Source organism: Alteriqipengyuania triglochinis, assembly GCF_054655655.1.
This window is the reverse complement of record NZ_BAAHNC010000001.1, coordinates 776,635-791,506: the sequence shown is the minus strand read 5'-3', so window position 1 is coordinate 791,506 and position 14,872 is coordinate 776,635. Positions and strand designations below refer to the sequence as shown.

The 14,872-nt window shown below is 64.6% G+C and carries 12 protein-coding genes; 8 read left to right on the top strand and 4 right to left on the bottom strand.

What is annotated here, in order from left to right; translation table 11 throughout:
* Positions 1-77 precede the first annotated feature (77 nt).
* From tatA to tatC, 3 genes are read left to right on the top strand one after another with little or no spacing between them, the layout of a single operon-like run.
* A complete protein-coding gene (tatA, locus tag ACYQ0L_RS04000) occupies positions 78-338 on the top strand; it encodes a twin-arginine translocase TatA/TatE family subunit (protein ID WP_459787627.1) in 261 nt (86 codons plus the stop codon).
* Positions 339-361: 23 nt separating this feature from the next.
* Positions 362-805, top strand: a complete 444-nt coding sequence (tatB, locus tag ACYQ0L_RS03995) for a Sec-independent protein translocase protein TatB (protein ID WP_459787626.1) — start codon at positions 362-364, stop codon at positions 803-805.
* Between the two features lie 38 nt (positions 806-843).
* Entirely contained in the window at positions 844-1,596 is a 753-nt protein-coding gene (gene tatC, locus ACYQ0L_RS03990; protein WP_459788034.1) for a twin-arginine translocase subunit TatC, read from the top strand.
* Positions 1,597-1,702: 106 nt separating this feature from the next.
* Here the strand turns inward: tatC and ACYQ0L_RS03985 are convergent, their stop codons facing one another.
* The 4 genes from ACYQ0L_RS03985 to ACYQ0L_RS03970 form a co-directional block, all read right to left on the bottom strand.
* On the bottom strand, positions 1,703-1,915 hold the full coding sequence (locus tag ACYQ0L_RS03985) for a hypothetical protein (protein WP_459787625.1): 213 nt from the start codon (positions 1,913-1,915) through the stop codon (positions 1,703-1,705).
* A 326-nt stretch (positions 1,916-2,241) separates the two neighbouring features.
* Positions 2,242-2,463, bottom strand: coding sequence for a hypothetical protein (locus tag ACYQ0L_RS03980; protein ID WP_459787624.1), 222 nt, complete (start codon positions 2,461-2,463; stop codon positions 2,242-2,244).
* Positions 2,464-2,624: 161 nt separating this feature from the next.
* Positions 2,625-2,837 (bottom strand): hypothetical protein, encoded by a 213-nt coding sequence (locus ACYQ0L_RS03975; protein ID WP_459787623.1) that lies wholly within the window; start codon positions 2,835-2,837, stop codon positions 2,625-2,627.
* A 178-nt stretch (positions 2,838-3,015) separates the two neighbouring features.
* Entirely contained in the window at positions 3,016-4,680 is a 1,665-nt protein-coding gene (locus ACYQ0L_RS03970; RefSeq protein WP_459787622.1) for an amidohydrolase, read from the bottom strand.
* Positions 4,681-4,854: 174 nt separating this feature from the next.
* Between ACYQ0L_RS03970 and ACYQ0L_RS03965 the strand changes: the two genes are divergently transcribed.
* The 5 genes from ACYQ0L_RS03965 (at position 4,855) to ACYQ0L_RS03945 (ending at position 14,862) form a co-directional block, all read left to right on the top strand.
* Positions 4,855-6,093, top strand: a complete 1,239-nt coding sequence (locus ACYQ0L_RS03965) for a threonine ammonia-lyase (RefSeq protein ID WP_459787621.1) — start codon at positions 4,855-4,857, stop codon at positions 6,091-6,093.
* 156 nt (positions 6,094-6,249) lie between these two features.
* Positions 6,250-7,077 carry an arginyltransferase gene (locus ACYQ0L_RS03960; RefSeq protein WP_459787620.1) on the top strand — a complete coding sequence of 276 codons (828 nt, stop codon included), beginning with the start codon at positions 6,250-6,252 and terminating at the stop codon, positions 7,075-7,077.
* A gap of 40 nt (positions 7,078-7,117) precedes the next feature.
* A complete protein-coding gene (locus ACYQ0L_RS03955) occupies positions 7,118-9,256 on the top strand; it encodes an autotransporter assembly complex protein TamA (RefSeq protein ID WP_459787619.1) in 2,139 nt (712 codons plus the stop codon).
* Positions 9,256-13,455, top strand: coding sequence for a translocation/assembly module TamB domain-containing protein (locus tag ACYQ0L_RS03950; RefSeq protein ID WP_459787618.1), 4,200 nt, complete (start codon positions 9,256-9,258; stop codon positions 13,453-13,455). Before ACYQ0L_RS03955 ends, ACYQ0L_RS03950 begins: the two co-directional genes overlap by 1 nt.
* A gap of 153 nt (positions 13,456-13,608) precedes the next feature.
* Positions 13,609-14,862 carry a glycosyltransferase gene (locus ACYQ0L_RS03945; RefSeq protein ID WP_459787617.1) on the top strand — a complete coding sequence of 418 codons (1,254 nt, stop codon included), beginning with the start codon at positions 13,609-13,611 and terminating at the stop codon, positions 14,860-14,862.
* Positions 14,863-14,872 lie beyond the last annotated feature (10 nt).

The following is a 14,872-nucleotide window of genomic DNA, read 5'->3' as shown; positions in this document are numbered from 1 at the left end:
CGGTTCGTTGGCTGTCGTGACTGGAAGTTACCTCCGGCAATCCCTATAGGTTCGCGCAAGGTCACGCAGAGGCAATCATGTTCGGACAAATCGGTATCTGGCAAATTCTCATCCTGGCGCTCGTCGTGCTCGTTTTCTTCGGGCGCGGACGTGTCTCCGAGATGATGGGCGATTTCGGCAAGGGAATTAACAGCTTCAAGAAGGGCCTGAACGAAGAGGACGGGAAGAAGGCGGACGAGCCTGCCCCCCGCATCGAAGGCCCGGCGCACGACGCCAAGCCCGCCGGCGAAACCGTGAGCGAAAGCAAGACGGCCGAGACCGGCGACCGCACGTCCTGATCTGAAAGGGGCCTGCTGAGCCCATGTTCGACATTGGTGCCGCCGAAATCCTGGTGATCGCGATCGTTGCGATCCTCGTCATCGGGCCCAAGGACATGCCGCTGGCGATGCGGACCGCAGGCCGCTGGATCGGCCAGGTGCGGCGCGTGTCCGGCCATTTTCGCGCCGGCATCGATGCCATGGTGCGCGAGGCCGAGCTGGAGGACATGGAAAAGAAGTGGCAGGAGCGCAACGCGCAGATCATGCGGGATCATCCGGCAGACGAGATGACGCCGCTGCCGCCCGCTCCGCCTACGGATACCGCGCACGATCCCGATGCCGACGACCCTGTGCCGGGCGTAACGCCCGCTTCGGCTTCGGCCGAAGCGCGGACGGCCCCGCAGGACGATGAGAGGGAAGGCGCCGCAGAACCGCGCCTGCCGCTGGGCAATGAAGATACGCACAAGCGCGGTGACGAGCGACCGTGAGCCTGCTTCGCGACATTGACGAGACCCAGGCTCCGCTGATGGAGCACCTCGTGGAGTTGCGCGGACGGTTGCTGCGCTCCGTCTTCGTGCTCGCGATCGCATTCGGCATCTGCTTCTACTTCGCCGATCAGATTCTCGCATTTCTGGCCCGCCCGCTGGCGGAAGCGTTCCCCGAAGGGGAGGGGCGGCTGGTCTATACCAAGCTTTACGAGGTCTTCTTCGTGGAGATGAAGGTTGCGCTGTTTGCGGCCTTCTGCGTCAGCTTTCCGTTTATCGCCAACCAGTTATGGGCATTCGTCGCGCCCGGGCTCTATGCCCGCGAGAAGAAGGCCTTCCTCCCGTTCCTCATTGCCACGCCGGTGCTCTTCACGCTCGGCGCGTGCCTTGCCTATTTCGTGGTGATGCCCACCGCGTTCCGCTTCTTCCTGGGTTTCCAGGGGGAGGCGGGCGGTCTGCCGATCGAAGCTCTTCCCAGCGCGGGCGATTACCTCAGCCTGGTGATGCAGTTCATCCTCGCCTTCGGGATCAGCTTCTTGTTGCCTGTGCTGCTTTTGCTGCTCGAACGTGCCGGGATCGTCTCGCGCCAGTCGCTTTCGAAAGTGCGCCGTTACGTGATTGTCGGCGTAGTGGCGGTTGCAGCAGTCGTGACGCCACCGGATCCTGGCTCGCAGCTGATCCTTGCCGCTCCGCTCTATTTCCTGTTCGAAGGGTCGCTGCTGCTGATGCTTATCCTCGAGCGGAAGGAGAAGCGCGCTCAGGCCGGGGATGGCGAGGCACCCGACGGAGCCTAGTCGCTTGCTGCGAGGGCAGATTGCGTAGCTTGGTGCGCGCGCTGCAGGCCGCAAAAAAAGGGCTCCCGAAGCGGAAGCCCTTTTCTCATTGAAAGCCGCTGTGGACTTAGGCGCTGGCGCCGTCGTCGTCATCGTCGGCAATGATGACGATGCCAGCGATGACCGCAGCAACTGCCAGCGCACCGATCAGGGCGCCGCCGCCGAGTTCGCTTTCCTGCTCCATCGGCGCCGAAGCGCGGTCGGAACTCACTTCTGCGACGGCCGGGGCCGCAACGAACGAAAGGGCAGCAGCAGAAGCTACAACATTCCGAAACTTCATAATATTCTCCTCCAGAATAACGAAATTAGTTCGTGATTCGGTCGCTATCGTGCAGCACTTTTCGCAGAGATGCAAATGACAAAGAACATTAACCAATTTTAATAAAATTGGTTCGCGAGGTCAGAAAGTGTGACGGGGCATATTCATTCGACCGGTGTAGTCGCCAAGCGAAAGCGCCAGTCAATCGCTCGTTCTTGCCCATGCCAATGCCGAAAATTTCGTGTTGAATCCGGCGCGGTACTTGTGGCGTTGGTCCAGGATGAACGGCTTGCACAAAAAAAGGGCCCCGGAAGGGGCCCTTTTCTTAAGGTAAAGTCGCTTTAGACTTAGGCGCTAACGCCATCATCGTCATCACCGATCACGTCGGTCGCGACGAGTACGCCAGCGATGATCGCCGCAACAGCGAGTGCGCCGAGGACCGGTGCGCCGCCGATTTCGCTTTCGCCTTCTACGGGAGCCGAGGTGCGATCGAAGCTCACTTCGGCGACGGCCGGAGCCGCGACGAGCGACAGAGCGGCGGCGGCAGCGGCCAGATTACGAATCTTCATAGGGTAGGTCCTCCTTGCAGGATAATTAGCATGCTCAATACGTTGAGCGGCTTATTGGTTTTCTTGAAAGCGATTTGCAACCTGAAAAGTGCCTAATTTCAACGAAAGCGCCAATCGAACGGCTTTTGTGGCCTTTGGGCAACGTTGCCTGGGCGATCTTCTCAGGCGCTGACCGAAAGGTCGATGTCGTCGTCATCGGTCGCGATGATAATCCCGGCGATCAGGGCCGCAACCGTCACTGCACCCAGAAATGCCCCGCCGCCAGCCAATTCGCTCTCTCCCTCGACCGGTGCGACATCGCGCGCCGCGCTCTGGGCGGCGACCGGTGCGGCGAGCAGGCCCATCGCTGTGGCCACGATTGCAATCTTGCGCATTTCTCGTCTCTCCATGCGATCCTCGGCCCCGGTGCATTGTCGGGCACGAGGTGCCGTTTCTCGAAAAGCAGGAGGGCAGGTCGTCGCGCTCCTTCATTCACGCGTGCTCCTATGCGCCGCTTGTGAAAATTTGATTACGCAAACCGGCCTACGTAATAATCAGGGGCGCGGCAGGATTCTATCGGCGCCGGTAGACCTGCGTACCGCCGACCCAGGTTTCGAGAACCTGAGTCTCGCGGATCGACTGGGGGCTGGCCCGGGTAATGTCCCGGTCGATGACCAGAAAATCGGCGCGCTCACCTTTGATCAGCCGCCCGAAGCGACCTTCGGCAAAGCCAGCGAAGGCTGCATCGCTGGTAAAGCCGCGCCATGCTTCCATGCGCGAGAGGCGTTCCTCGGGCAGCCAGCCGCCGGGCGGCATGCCGTCTGCATCGACGCGGCTCATCGCGACCGCCAGGCCGACGAAGGGGGCGGGGGATTCGACCGGCGCGTCGGAGCCAAGGGCAAGCCGTGCGCCAGCGTCTTGCAGGCTCGCCCAGGCATAGGCCCCGGCCAGGCGATCGGCGCCGAGGCGGGCCTGCGCCATCAGCCGGTCGGATGTCTGGTGGACGGGCTGCACCGACGCAATGATCCCGTATTCGCCGAACCGATCGATATCCTCCGGCGACACGATCTGCGCATGCTCGATCCGCCAGCGGCGGTCGCCACGATAGCTCTCCGACAATTCCTCGATCGCGGAGAGCGCTTCGGAATTGGCGGCATCGCCGATCGCGTGGATCGCCACCTGGTAATTGTCCATCGCTGCCCGGCTCATCATGTTGCGCAACTGCGCATCGCTGAGCAGGGGCAGGCCGCTATTGTCCGGATCGTCGGCATAGGGGGCCTTGAGCCAGGCCCCGCGCGATCCCAGGGCCCCATCGAGATAGAGCTTCACCCCGTTCAGCCGCAGTCGATCGTCGTAAAGCCAGGGCGTGGGGCCCGTTCCGCCGATCACCTCCATCGCCTCTATCCCGGCGGCATAGGCCATGATCCGCATGCGCAGCCGGCCGGTATCGCCTGCGCGCCGGTAGGTCTGCCAGTCGTCCAGGGTTGTGCCCATGTCCGCTGCGGCGGTGATTCCCTGCGACAAAAGGATTTCCTGCGCCTCCTGCAGCGCCGCATCGCGGTCGACTGCGCGCGGCTCGGGCACCACCTTGGCGATGAGATCGGCGGCCGCGTCGACGAACACGCCCCCAGGCGCGCCGGACGCATCGCGCTCTATCCGCCCGCCGCGCGGGTCCTCGGTATCGGCCGTGACCTCGGCGGTTTCGATCGCCAGCGTGTTGGCCCAGGTCGCGTGGCCGTCCACCCGTTCGAGCGCGACCGGGCGATTGCCGACCGCACGGTCGAGCTCCTCGGCCGTCGGGAAACGGCCCAGACCCCATTTCTCCTGGTTCCAGCCCCGGCCAAGGATCCACGGCCGCCCGGGGTTCTCGCGCGCGAACTCTTCGATCAGCGCGAGCGCTTCTTCGAGGGATTCTGTCTGCGACAGGTCCAGCGTGAGCGCGCCGAAACCGATGCCCATCACGTGGACGTGCGCATCGATCATGCCCGGCACGATGATCTTGCCATCCATGTCGGCCAGGAAGTCGGTCCTCTCCGGCCGCTTGTCGCGCTTGTCGAGCACCTCGATGATGGTGCCGTCGTTTTCCAGCCACAAGCCGGTGAACCGGTCGAGATCGCCGTCCTCGTCGATCCGGTAGCCATCGACATTGTCGATCAGCACATCCGCCTGTGCGGGCGCATGGGTCGCGGCGAGGGCTGCCGCGCATAGCAGGGCACCCTTGATTGCGTTCAGCTTCATGAATCGGTTCAACTTCTTGCCCGGAGGATGTTTTGGTGCGGCGTAACGCCAACGCAAGGACCTGCCAATGGGCACGATCGGTCCGGTCGGGGCGATCCGGGGGGGGGCGTGTGTCCTGCCCGACGGTCAAAGCTCCATTGCGGGGCGTCCAAACCGGCGATAGGCGTCACCGCCATGACTCATGCAGCCTCAAATCCGCTTTCCATGCTGACCCTCGACGATGTGCGAGCCGCGCATGATCGCATTCGCGACGCGGTGGTACGGACCCCGATGCTCCACTCGCAGACGCTGTCGCAGATTGCCGGGGCGGACATCTGGCTCAAATTCGAGAACCTTCAGTTCACCGCCGCCTACAAGGAGCGTGGCGCGCTCAACGCCTTGCTGCTGTTGTCGCAGGAGCAGCGGGCGCGCGGCGTGATCGCGGCATCGGCGGGCAATCACAGCCAGGGGCTGTCCTATCACGGCACGCGGCTCGACGTGCCGGTGACGATCGTGATGCCCAGCACCACGCCGGCGGTCAAAGTAATGCAGACCGAAGCGGTCGGCGGCCAGGTCGTGCTGCACGGCGATACCTTCGACGAGGCCTACGCCCACGCCCGCGAGCTGGAGAAAGAGCGTGGGCTGACCTTCGTGCATCCGTTCGACGATCCGAATGTCGCCGCGGGCGCAGGCACGGTCGCGCTGGAAATGCTGGAGGACAAGCCGGACCTCGACTGCCTGGTCGTGCCGATCGGCGGCGGGGGCCTTATCAGCGGCATGTCGACAGCTGCCAAGGCGCTGGTGCCCGATATCACGGTCGTCGGGGTCGAGGCGGCGCTCTTCCCCTCGATGCATCTGGCCGTGTCTGGCAATGATCTGCCCTGTGGTGGCGACACGCTGGCCGAAGGGATCGCGGTCAAGGAGCCGGGCACCTTCACCCGCGCGATCGTGAAGGAGCTGGTCGACGAGATCCTCCTGGTGGACGAACCCGATCTGGAACGCTCAGTCGCGCTGCTGCTGCAGATCGAAAAGACGGTGGTGGAGGGCGCCGGTGCGGCCGGTCTTGCTGCGGTTCTCGCCAACAAGGAAAAGTTCGCCGGAAAGACGATCGGCCTGCCGCTGTGCGGCGGCAATATCGACTCCCGGCTGCTGGCGACGGTGCTGCTGCGCGATCTGGCGCGCGAGGGGCGTCTTGCGCGGTTGCGGATTGCGCTGAAGGATCAGCCGGGCTCGCTCCACAAGCTCGCCAGCCTGTTCGAACGGCACGGGGTGAACATCATCGAGGTGTACCACCAGCGCATCTTCACCAAGCTGCCGGCCAAGGGCCTGATCACCGACATCGAGTGCGAAGCGCGCAACAAAAGCCAGGTCGATGCGCTGATCGCCGACATGCGCAGCAAAGGCTACAACGTGCATGCGATCGAGCTGGAGTAGGCGTCCCGCCGGGGTGCACATGTGCAAAACAAGCCCCGATGAATGCAAGTTCGTGGTTAAGCCCCTTTTACGCAGGTGGCCTCTCGGGCATATCGGTCGCCAGGCATTGACCGAACGATTCATTTCTACGCCCTCGACAGGAGCGCCACTCTCGCCGTGACTGCCCCGGTTCGCTTCCCTCGCTTCTTCGTTACGAGCCCCGCGCCGTGCCCCTATCTTGCAGGGAAGACGGAGCGGAAGGTGTTCACGGAACTGAAGGGGCCGCATGCGGACCATCTGAACGAGGCGCTCGGCCGGATCGGCTTCCGGCGTAGCCAGACGGTTGCCTACCGGCCCAGCTGCGCCGATTGTCAGGCTTGTGTGTCTGTTCGCGTCGTCGCGGGCGAGTTCGCCCCGTCCAGCTCTCAGAAGCGCATCCTCAAGCGGAACGGCGACCTCGTGGTCTCCGAATGTCGCCCGTGGGCGACGTCGGAACAATTCGAGCTGCTGCGCAGTTACCTCGCGAAGCGCCATCCGGAAGGCGGTATGAGCCGGATGGATGATGTCGACTACGCCGACATGGTTGAGCATACACCCGTGTCGAGCTATATCGTTGAATATAGGGAGCCGACGTGCGATGGCTCGTCGGGACGACTGGTTGGTGCCTGCCTTACCGACCGACAGGGCGATGGGCTGTCGATGATCTACAGCTTCTACGACCCGGATCATGGGACGCGTTCTGGGCTTGGCAATTTCATCATTCTCGATCACATCCGCCGCGCTGCGGACGAAGGCCTGCCTTACGTATACCTCGGCTACTGGGTCGATGGATCGGCGCAGATGCAGTACAAGATCCGCTACCGCCCGCTCGAACGGCTTGGACCGCGCGGTTGGCGCAGGTTGGGGACCGAAGAACAGGATGTCCTTATTCGTGCTGCCGTTCGGAGTGAAAAGTCCTCAGCCCTCGCGGGCAGCGGCGACAAGGCTCTCGCAGTCACCCGCTAAGCTCGCGCGCGGCGCGTGCCTCTCCGCGATCGCCATCGTAATGGCCGGCCAGTCGGGCTTGGCCCATGCTCAGGATCGCGATACCGTTCCCGAACTCGAAGCGCTCATCCCCGACGAGGCGGTGGACAATCCGGAAGGCTGGGCCGCCAACGGCGTGCCGCCCGAAGAGCCATCGCCGATCGACGGACCCGATCCCTTCGCGAACGAAACCATCGATCTGGGCCCGGAAAGCCCTCTGGCCGAACTGCCCGGTCTGACGATCGACTGGCCCGACCCGCTTGATCTGGCCGAGGTGGAACAGGTCGCGGACGATGGCACGGCCGATTTTGCGGAGGCCAATCCGCTCGAATCGGGGCCGCTCTTGATCGATCCCGTGGTCGTCGACCTGACCGAACAGCTGGCGCTGGCGTTCCCCTCGGAGGAAGGAGCCTTCCCGCAGCAGGATGCCTTCGTCGAACAGTTCCAGCAGCTGTCTTCGATCGAGGCCTATGGCGACACCGAAAGCAATGTCGGCCAGCTGGGCGCGCGCGCGCGCGAAGACCAGGAAATCCTTGCCCAGCTGCTCCGCGCCTATGGCTATTATGATGGCGAGATCATCCGCGAAGTCGGCCCGAATCTTATCGATGGTTCGGACGAGCGTCCGCAGGTGCGTTTCAACATCCTTCCGGGCGAACGTTTCCGGTTCGGCGCCATCGACCTCGGCGATCTGGAGCAGGCGCCTGACGGACAGGAGCTGCGCCGTGCCTTCGAGCTCTATCCCGGCGATCCGGTCGACAGTTACGCCATCACGCGCGAGCGGGCCGATCTCGATATTGCACTGGGCAATAACGGCTTCCCCTTCGCCGAGATCGATGGGCCCGAACTGCTGATCGACCACGCCCGGACAGAGGGCGATCTGACGATGCCCGTGCGGCACAACGGGCAGTACGTGTTCGGCAACGTGATCTCGGACAAGCCCGATTTCCTCTCCAGCAAGCATCTGGAAACGATCGCGCGGTTCGAGCCGGGCGAACTCTACCAGCGTGAGCTGGAACTGGACCTGCGCCGTGCAATCATCGCCACCGGGCTTGTTTCGTCGGTCACCATCACTCCGGTCGAGACCGAGGCGCCCGCGAACGGCGAACCCGGCGTGGTGAACATGAATGTCGGCCTCACCGAAGCCGAGCTGCGTACCATCGCGGGCGCGATCGGCTATGGCACGGAAGAAGGCATCCGGCTCTCGGCGAGCTGGGAACACCGCAATCTCTTCCCGCCCGAGGGGGCGCTGCGGGTGCGGGGCATTGCCGGCACGCAGGAACAGCTGTTCGGCGTCACCTTCCGCAAGAGCAATTTCGGTGCGCGCGACCGTATCCTGACGCTCGACGCCTATGCCAGCTCGCTCGACAACAGGGCCTTCGCTGCTGATACCGCGGGCTTCATCGCCACCTACGAGCAGCTTTCGACGCTCCTGTTCCAGAAGCCCTTCAGCTGGTCCTTCGGCCTCGAACTGATCGCCTCGGACGAGCGGCTGGCCTACGATCTCGACAATAGCGACGAGACGGACCCCGACCCGCCGGGCCGGCAGGCCTATTTCGTCGCGGCCCTGCCGGGTTATGCGCAGATCGACACAAGCGACGATCTGCTCAACCCGACCGAAGGCTTCCGCGTCTCGCTTCGCGTCTCGCCCGAGGTCTCGCATACCGAGGGGACGGAAAGCTTCTACGTCCGCAATCAGGCGGATGCTTCGTATTATAACCAGATCGGCGATAACGGGCCGATCCTGGCCGGACGCGTGAGGCTCGGCTCGATCGCCGGGGCGCGGCTCGGCTTTATCGCGCCCTCAAGGCGCTTCTTCGCCGGCGGCGGCGGATCGGTGCGCGGCTACGGCTATCGCGAGATCGGCCCGCGCGATGACTCCGGCGATCCCATCGGCGGGCGCTCGCTGATCGAACTTTCGGCCGAGGCGCGCATTCCCACCCCGCTGTTCGACGGCGCGGTGCAGGTCGTTCCCTTCGTCGATGCAGGGTCGGTCGGTACTGAACAATATCCCGACTTCGACGATATCCGCATAGGGGCGGGCGTGGGCGTGCGCTACATCACAGGCTTCGGCCCGCTGCGGCTCGATGTTGCCTTCCCCCTCACTCCGCGTCCGGACGACAGCTTCGTCGCGGTTTACGTATCGCTTGGTCAGGCGTTCTGATGTCGCAAGAGGACACCCGCGAAGACACCCCCGCCGCCCCGAACGAGGCCGCGCCGCGCAAGCGCGCAGGACGCACAATCGTGAAGTGGGCGGGCGGAATTCTCGTCTTTCTCGCGCTGGTCGTGGCCGGGCTCCTGTTCGGGCTCGATACGCCGGTGGGCAAGCGCTGGATCGTCGATCAGGTTTCGAAGATCGAACCGCAATCGGGCCTGCGCATCTCGATCGGGCGGATCGATGGCAGCATCTATGACGAGATGACGCTGCACGATCTTTCCCTGGCCGATCCGCAGGGCGTTTTCCTGACCGTGCCCGAGATCGACCTCGACTGGAATCCCTTCGCATGGTTCGCCAGCGGGCTCGACATCCAGTCGCTCGAAGCGCGCCGGGGCGAGCTGAAGCGTCTGCCCGAGCTCAATCCGGGCGATCCGGACTCGCCGACCCTGCCGGGTTTCGACATCGAGATCGGACGGCTGGAACTTGTCGACTGGACGATCGCGCCAGGGCTTGCGGGGGACGAGCGACGGCAGGTGAACCTGCTGGGCAGCGCCGATATCAGCAATGGGCGTGCGATCGTAAAGGCCAACGGCCGCTTCGGCGAGGGCGACCGGCTGGTGGTCGACCTGACCGCAGAGCCGGACGGCGATGTGTTCGATGCCGACGTTCGGATCGATGCGCCCGATGGCGGCGTACTGACCGCTCTTGCCGGTCTCGAAGGCGATTACGTCGCGCGCATCGATGGTGACGGCACGTGGAAAGAGTGGGCTGGCGACCTGCTCGTCAATCGTAATGGCGAATCGCTCGCCCGTTTCCGGCTGTCTGTCGAAGACGGCACCTACGCCATCAGGGGTACGGCCAATACCACCCCCTTCCTCACCGGCATTCCGCAGCGCGCGCTGGGGGCCGATACGCAGGTAGAGGCATCGGGCACGCTGGTCGATCGCGTTCTCGAGGGGCGGCTTGAAGTGCTGGGGCAGGGCCTCGGTCTGGTGGCCGAAGGGGCTGCCGATCTCGCCGACAACCGGGTAAACGGAGTCGAATTCGTCGCCGATGTGCGCGACCCTACGCTGTTCGGCGAGAGCCTGCGTTTCGAAGGAGCACGGGCGAGCGGGACGATCGAGGGCGAGTTCGGCGATCTCTCGATTCCCTTCCGGCTCGTCGCCGATCGCTTCGAGGCCGGAACGACCACCATTACCGACATCGTGCAGGAAGGGACCGCGACCTACGACGGCAGCCGCTGGGTCATCCCGGTGGACGCGAACGTCGGGCGTATTGCGACCGGGAATGCCATGGCCGATCCGCGTCTGATCGGCGGGACCGCGAATGGCAGGCTGGTGTTCACCGGGCGCGAGCTCGTGTCCGAAGCGATCAGGATCAATTTCCCCGACGCGAGCGCGCAGCTCTCGCTGCGCGGTAATTTCGCGAACAATCGCTGGCAGGTGCGCGGGCCGGTGGCCGTCAACGGCCTGCAGTTCGAGCAGGTGGGCCGGGTCAATGCCGGGGGCACGATCGACTTCGTCTACGATGGTGCCTGGCGCCTCGCCGCCGATGTGCGCGGGCAGGTTCCGCGCGTCACCAATGATACGCTGGCCAACCTTGCCGGGCCGCTGATCGACTTTTCCGGAGGCGTCTCGCTTGCGCAGAACGCGCCGATCGATTTCCGCCGGGTGCGGGTGGATTCGCGCAAGCTCAACCTTGTGATTGACGGCCGGGTTGCACCGGGCACCACGCGCGTGGCGGGCCGGGGGCGGCAGGCCGACTATGGCCCGTTCACGGTCGAGGCCGCGCTTACCGATGCAGGGCCTGAAGCCGTGCTCGTCTTCGCCGAGCCGCTTCCCGCAGTCGGCCTGCGCGATGTGCGCGTCGCGCTGAGCCCGATCAAAGAAGGCTTCCGGATCGAGACCGAAGGGCAATCGGTGCTCGGCGAGTTCGATGGCACCCTCGGTCTGTTCTCACCCGCTGGCGGGCCTACGCGGCTCGCTGTCGAACGCCTGACCGTATACCAAACCGAAGTTACCGGCGACATTACGCTCGGCGACGGTGGCGCGACCGGTGAGCTGGCGTTGGCCGGTGGCGGGCTCGACGGGACGATCTCTCTCTCTCCGCGCGGCGGCGGGCAGGCGTTCGATGTCGCTCTTGCCGCGCGCGATGCGACCTTCGGTGGCACCACCGCGCTCGAAATCGCGACCGCCGATATCGATGTGAGCGGCCTGATCGCCGATGGCGACACCACCATTCAGGGAGAAGCGCAGGCGCAGGGCCTTCGTTATGGCACGGTCTTCATCGGCCGGATGAACGCCGATGCGCAGCTCGTGAACGGGCAGGGCAAGGTGAACGCCGCAGTTGCCGGGCGTCGCGGCAGAGGCTTCGCGCTGCAGCTCGCCGCCGATATTGCGCGCGAACGGATATCGATTGCGGCGCGCGGCAATCTTGCCGGGCGTGAGCTTTCCATGCCGCGCCGGGCGGTCCTTACCAATGTCGAAGGCGGCGGCTGGAGTCTCCAGCGCTCCCAGATCAGCTATGGCGACGGTTTCCTGATCGCAGAGGGGCAGCTGGGTGGCGGGCAGACCCGTCTGGACCTGAATGTGCGCGATATTCCCCTATCGCTGGCCGATATCGCCGTGGGCGATGCAGGGCTGGGCGGTAGCCTTTCCGGTACGATCACCTATGCCGGCACCGATGGTGGCCTGCCGACCGGCGAGGCCCGGATCAAGGTAGACAGCTTTACCCGTTCGGGCGTCATCTTGGCCTCGCGACCGGTCGATCTGTCGCTGGTCGCGCATCTAGATGCAGACCGTCTGCAGATGCGCGCGGTTCTCAACGATAATGGCACTCAGGGTGGCCGCATCCAGGCGCTGATTTCGGAACTCCCGCGCGACGGCTCGCTCATTGAGCGGCTGCAGCGCGGCGACCTGTTCGCGCAGCTGAGATATCGCGGCCCCGCGCAATCGCTGTGGCGGCTTGCGGCCATCGACCTGCTGGATTTCTCCGGCCCGGTGGCCATCGCGGCGGACGTGCGCGGCACCCTCTCCGATCCGCGCGTGCGCGGATCGCTGTCGAGCGACGACCTGCGCGTGCAGAGTTCAATTTCGGGCACGGATATCCGCGATGCGAGCGTTCGCGGAGACTTCGCCGGCTCCCGGCTCAGGATCAAAAGCTTCCGCGGCAAGGCGCCCAATGGCGGCGAGATCAACGGCAGCGGTGTGGTAGATCTGGCCAACCTTGGTGCCGGACGCGGGCCGGAGATCGATATCCGTGCCGGCGCGCGCAACGCCCAGCTGGTCGATGCGCGCGGACTGAAAGCGTCCGTCACCGGACCGCTGCGGATCGTGTCGAACGGATCGGGCGGAACGATCGCCGGGCGCCTGCAGGTCGAGCGTGCGAGCTGGCGCCTCGGTACTTCAGCCGAAAACACCGCCGAAATCCCGACAATCCCGACGCGTGAGGTCAACCTGCCGCGCGATCGCTATCAGGCGAAAGCACCGGGAGCGCCGTGGCGCTTCCTGATCGATGCGCGCGCTCCCAGCCGCGTGGATGTAGACGGGATGGGCCTCGACAGCGAATGGAGCGCGGATGTGCGCGTACGCGGCACGACCGATGAAATGCGGATCGGAGGCGAAGCCAATCTCGTGCGCGGGATCTACAGCTTCGCAGGTGCCCGCTTCGAAGTGACGCGTGGGCGTATCGAATTCGACGAGAACGAGGCGATCGACCCGCGGCTCGATATCGAGGCGGAAACCGACAGCAACGGCATCGCTGTGACGGTGAACATCACTGGCAATGCGATGCAGCCCGAAATCGCCTTCAGCTCGGTCCCCGCACTGCCCGATGAGGAAATTCTCGCGCGGCTCCTGTTCGGCGGCTCGATCACCAGCCTCTCGGCAACCGATGCGCTGCAGCTGGGTGCCGCAGTCGCCTCGTTGCGCGGCGGGGGTGGGCTCGATCCGATCAATCAGCTGCGCAGTGCCATCGGGCTCGACCGGCTGCGCATCGTCTCCGCCGATCCGGTTTTGGACCGCGGCACGTCGATCGCACTGGGCAAGAACATCGGGCGGCGTTTCTACGTCGAACTGATCACCGACGGGCAGGGCTACAGCGCCACCGATGCCGAATTCCGCATCACCAACTGGCTCTCGCTGCTCGCGACCGTGTCGACCATCGGGCGCAACAGCGTGGCGATCGAGGCGAGCCGCGATTACTGATCGCTGGCGGGACCGGCGATCGCGTGGCCTTCCCGCAACAGCGCCGGGCTGTTAGGGGCCGGGCGAGGGGAAGATGCATGGACTATGTGACAGGCAGGGACCATCTGCGCGCACATTCCGCGCGCATTCCCGCGAAATTTCGAGCGACATAAGATGGCCACCATTTCCGATCAGCTGCTGCTTTGCGACCTGACGCAAAGCTATTCCCCGCGCGGTGGCGGGGGGATCAGCACGTATCTCAGGGAAAAACGCAGCTATGTCGCCGAGCATACGGGGCATCGCCTGCTCCAGATCGTGCCAGGGCCCGAGACCAAGGTGGTCGAGGACGGTCGCCTGATCTGGTGCGAGATCGAGGCAGGCGGGGTCGAGAACAGCCCCAATTACCGCTTCATTACCAAGACCGGCCCCGTGCGCGAGGTGCTGGAGCGCTACCGGCCCGACCTCATCGAATCGATGTGCCCGTGGATCCTGCCTTGGACTGCCATCAACCATCGCCGCCGCCATCCCGAAACCGCGCTGGTGGCGGGCTACCACACTGATTTTCCCGAAGCGCAGGTCTATCGCGTGGCGAGCAAGCTGTTTGGCCACCAGCTGGGCCGCTTCTGGCGTTGGCAAAGCTGCTGCTACGGCGAGATTACCTATCGTGAGTTCGACTGGGTCTATTCGCTGAGCGACGTGAGCAAGCCCACACTCGACCGTATGAAGGTGAAGCATGTCGACCAGCTGAAACTGGGCGTGCACACCGATATCTTCAGCCCGGCGAAGGCGGACCCTGCCTTCCGCAAGGAGATCGGGCTGGGCCACACCACAGGCCCCCTGCTGATCTACGCCGGGCGAATCGACTACGAAAAGGGCGCGGACCAGCTGATCGAGATGTTCCGCAAGCTCCCGCGCGAGCTCGATGCGGGCCTCGTGATGATGGGCGACGGCGCGCTGACCGGCGAATTGAGCGAGGCTGCGCGGGGCATGAACGTCGTCTTCCCCGGCTTCATGAACGATCGCGAGGAACTGGCGCGCGCGCTCGCGTCATCGGACATCTACGTGTCCGCGATGGCGAGCGAGACCTTCGGCATCTCGGTGATCGAGGCGCAGGCCTGCGGGTTGCCAGTGATCGGCGTCGACAGCGGTGCCATGCCGAGCCGCGTGTCGCCGGACAACGGGGTTCTCGTGCCCGTCGAAGACACTGATGCGATGGCGCAGGCAGTGCTGGACATCTGGCCGGGCGAGGTCGAATCGATGGGACGCGCGGCACGCGCGCTGGTCGAGCGCGAATACAGCTGGGACGCGACCTTCCACCACCTGTTCAACACGATCTACCCCAAGGCACTGGCTGCCGCAGAGGCCCGCGTCCGGCGCGGGCCTCTGGGCTTCCGCCCGGTCTACAAGTTCCTCAACGGCACGGCCTGAAGCCACTATA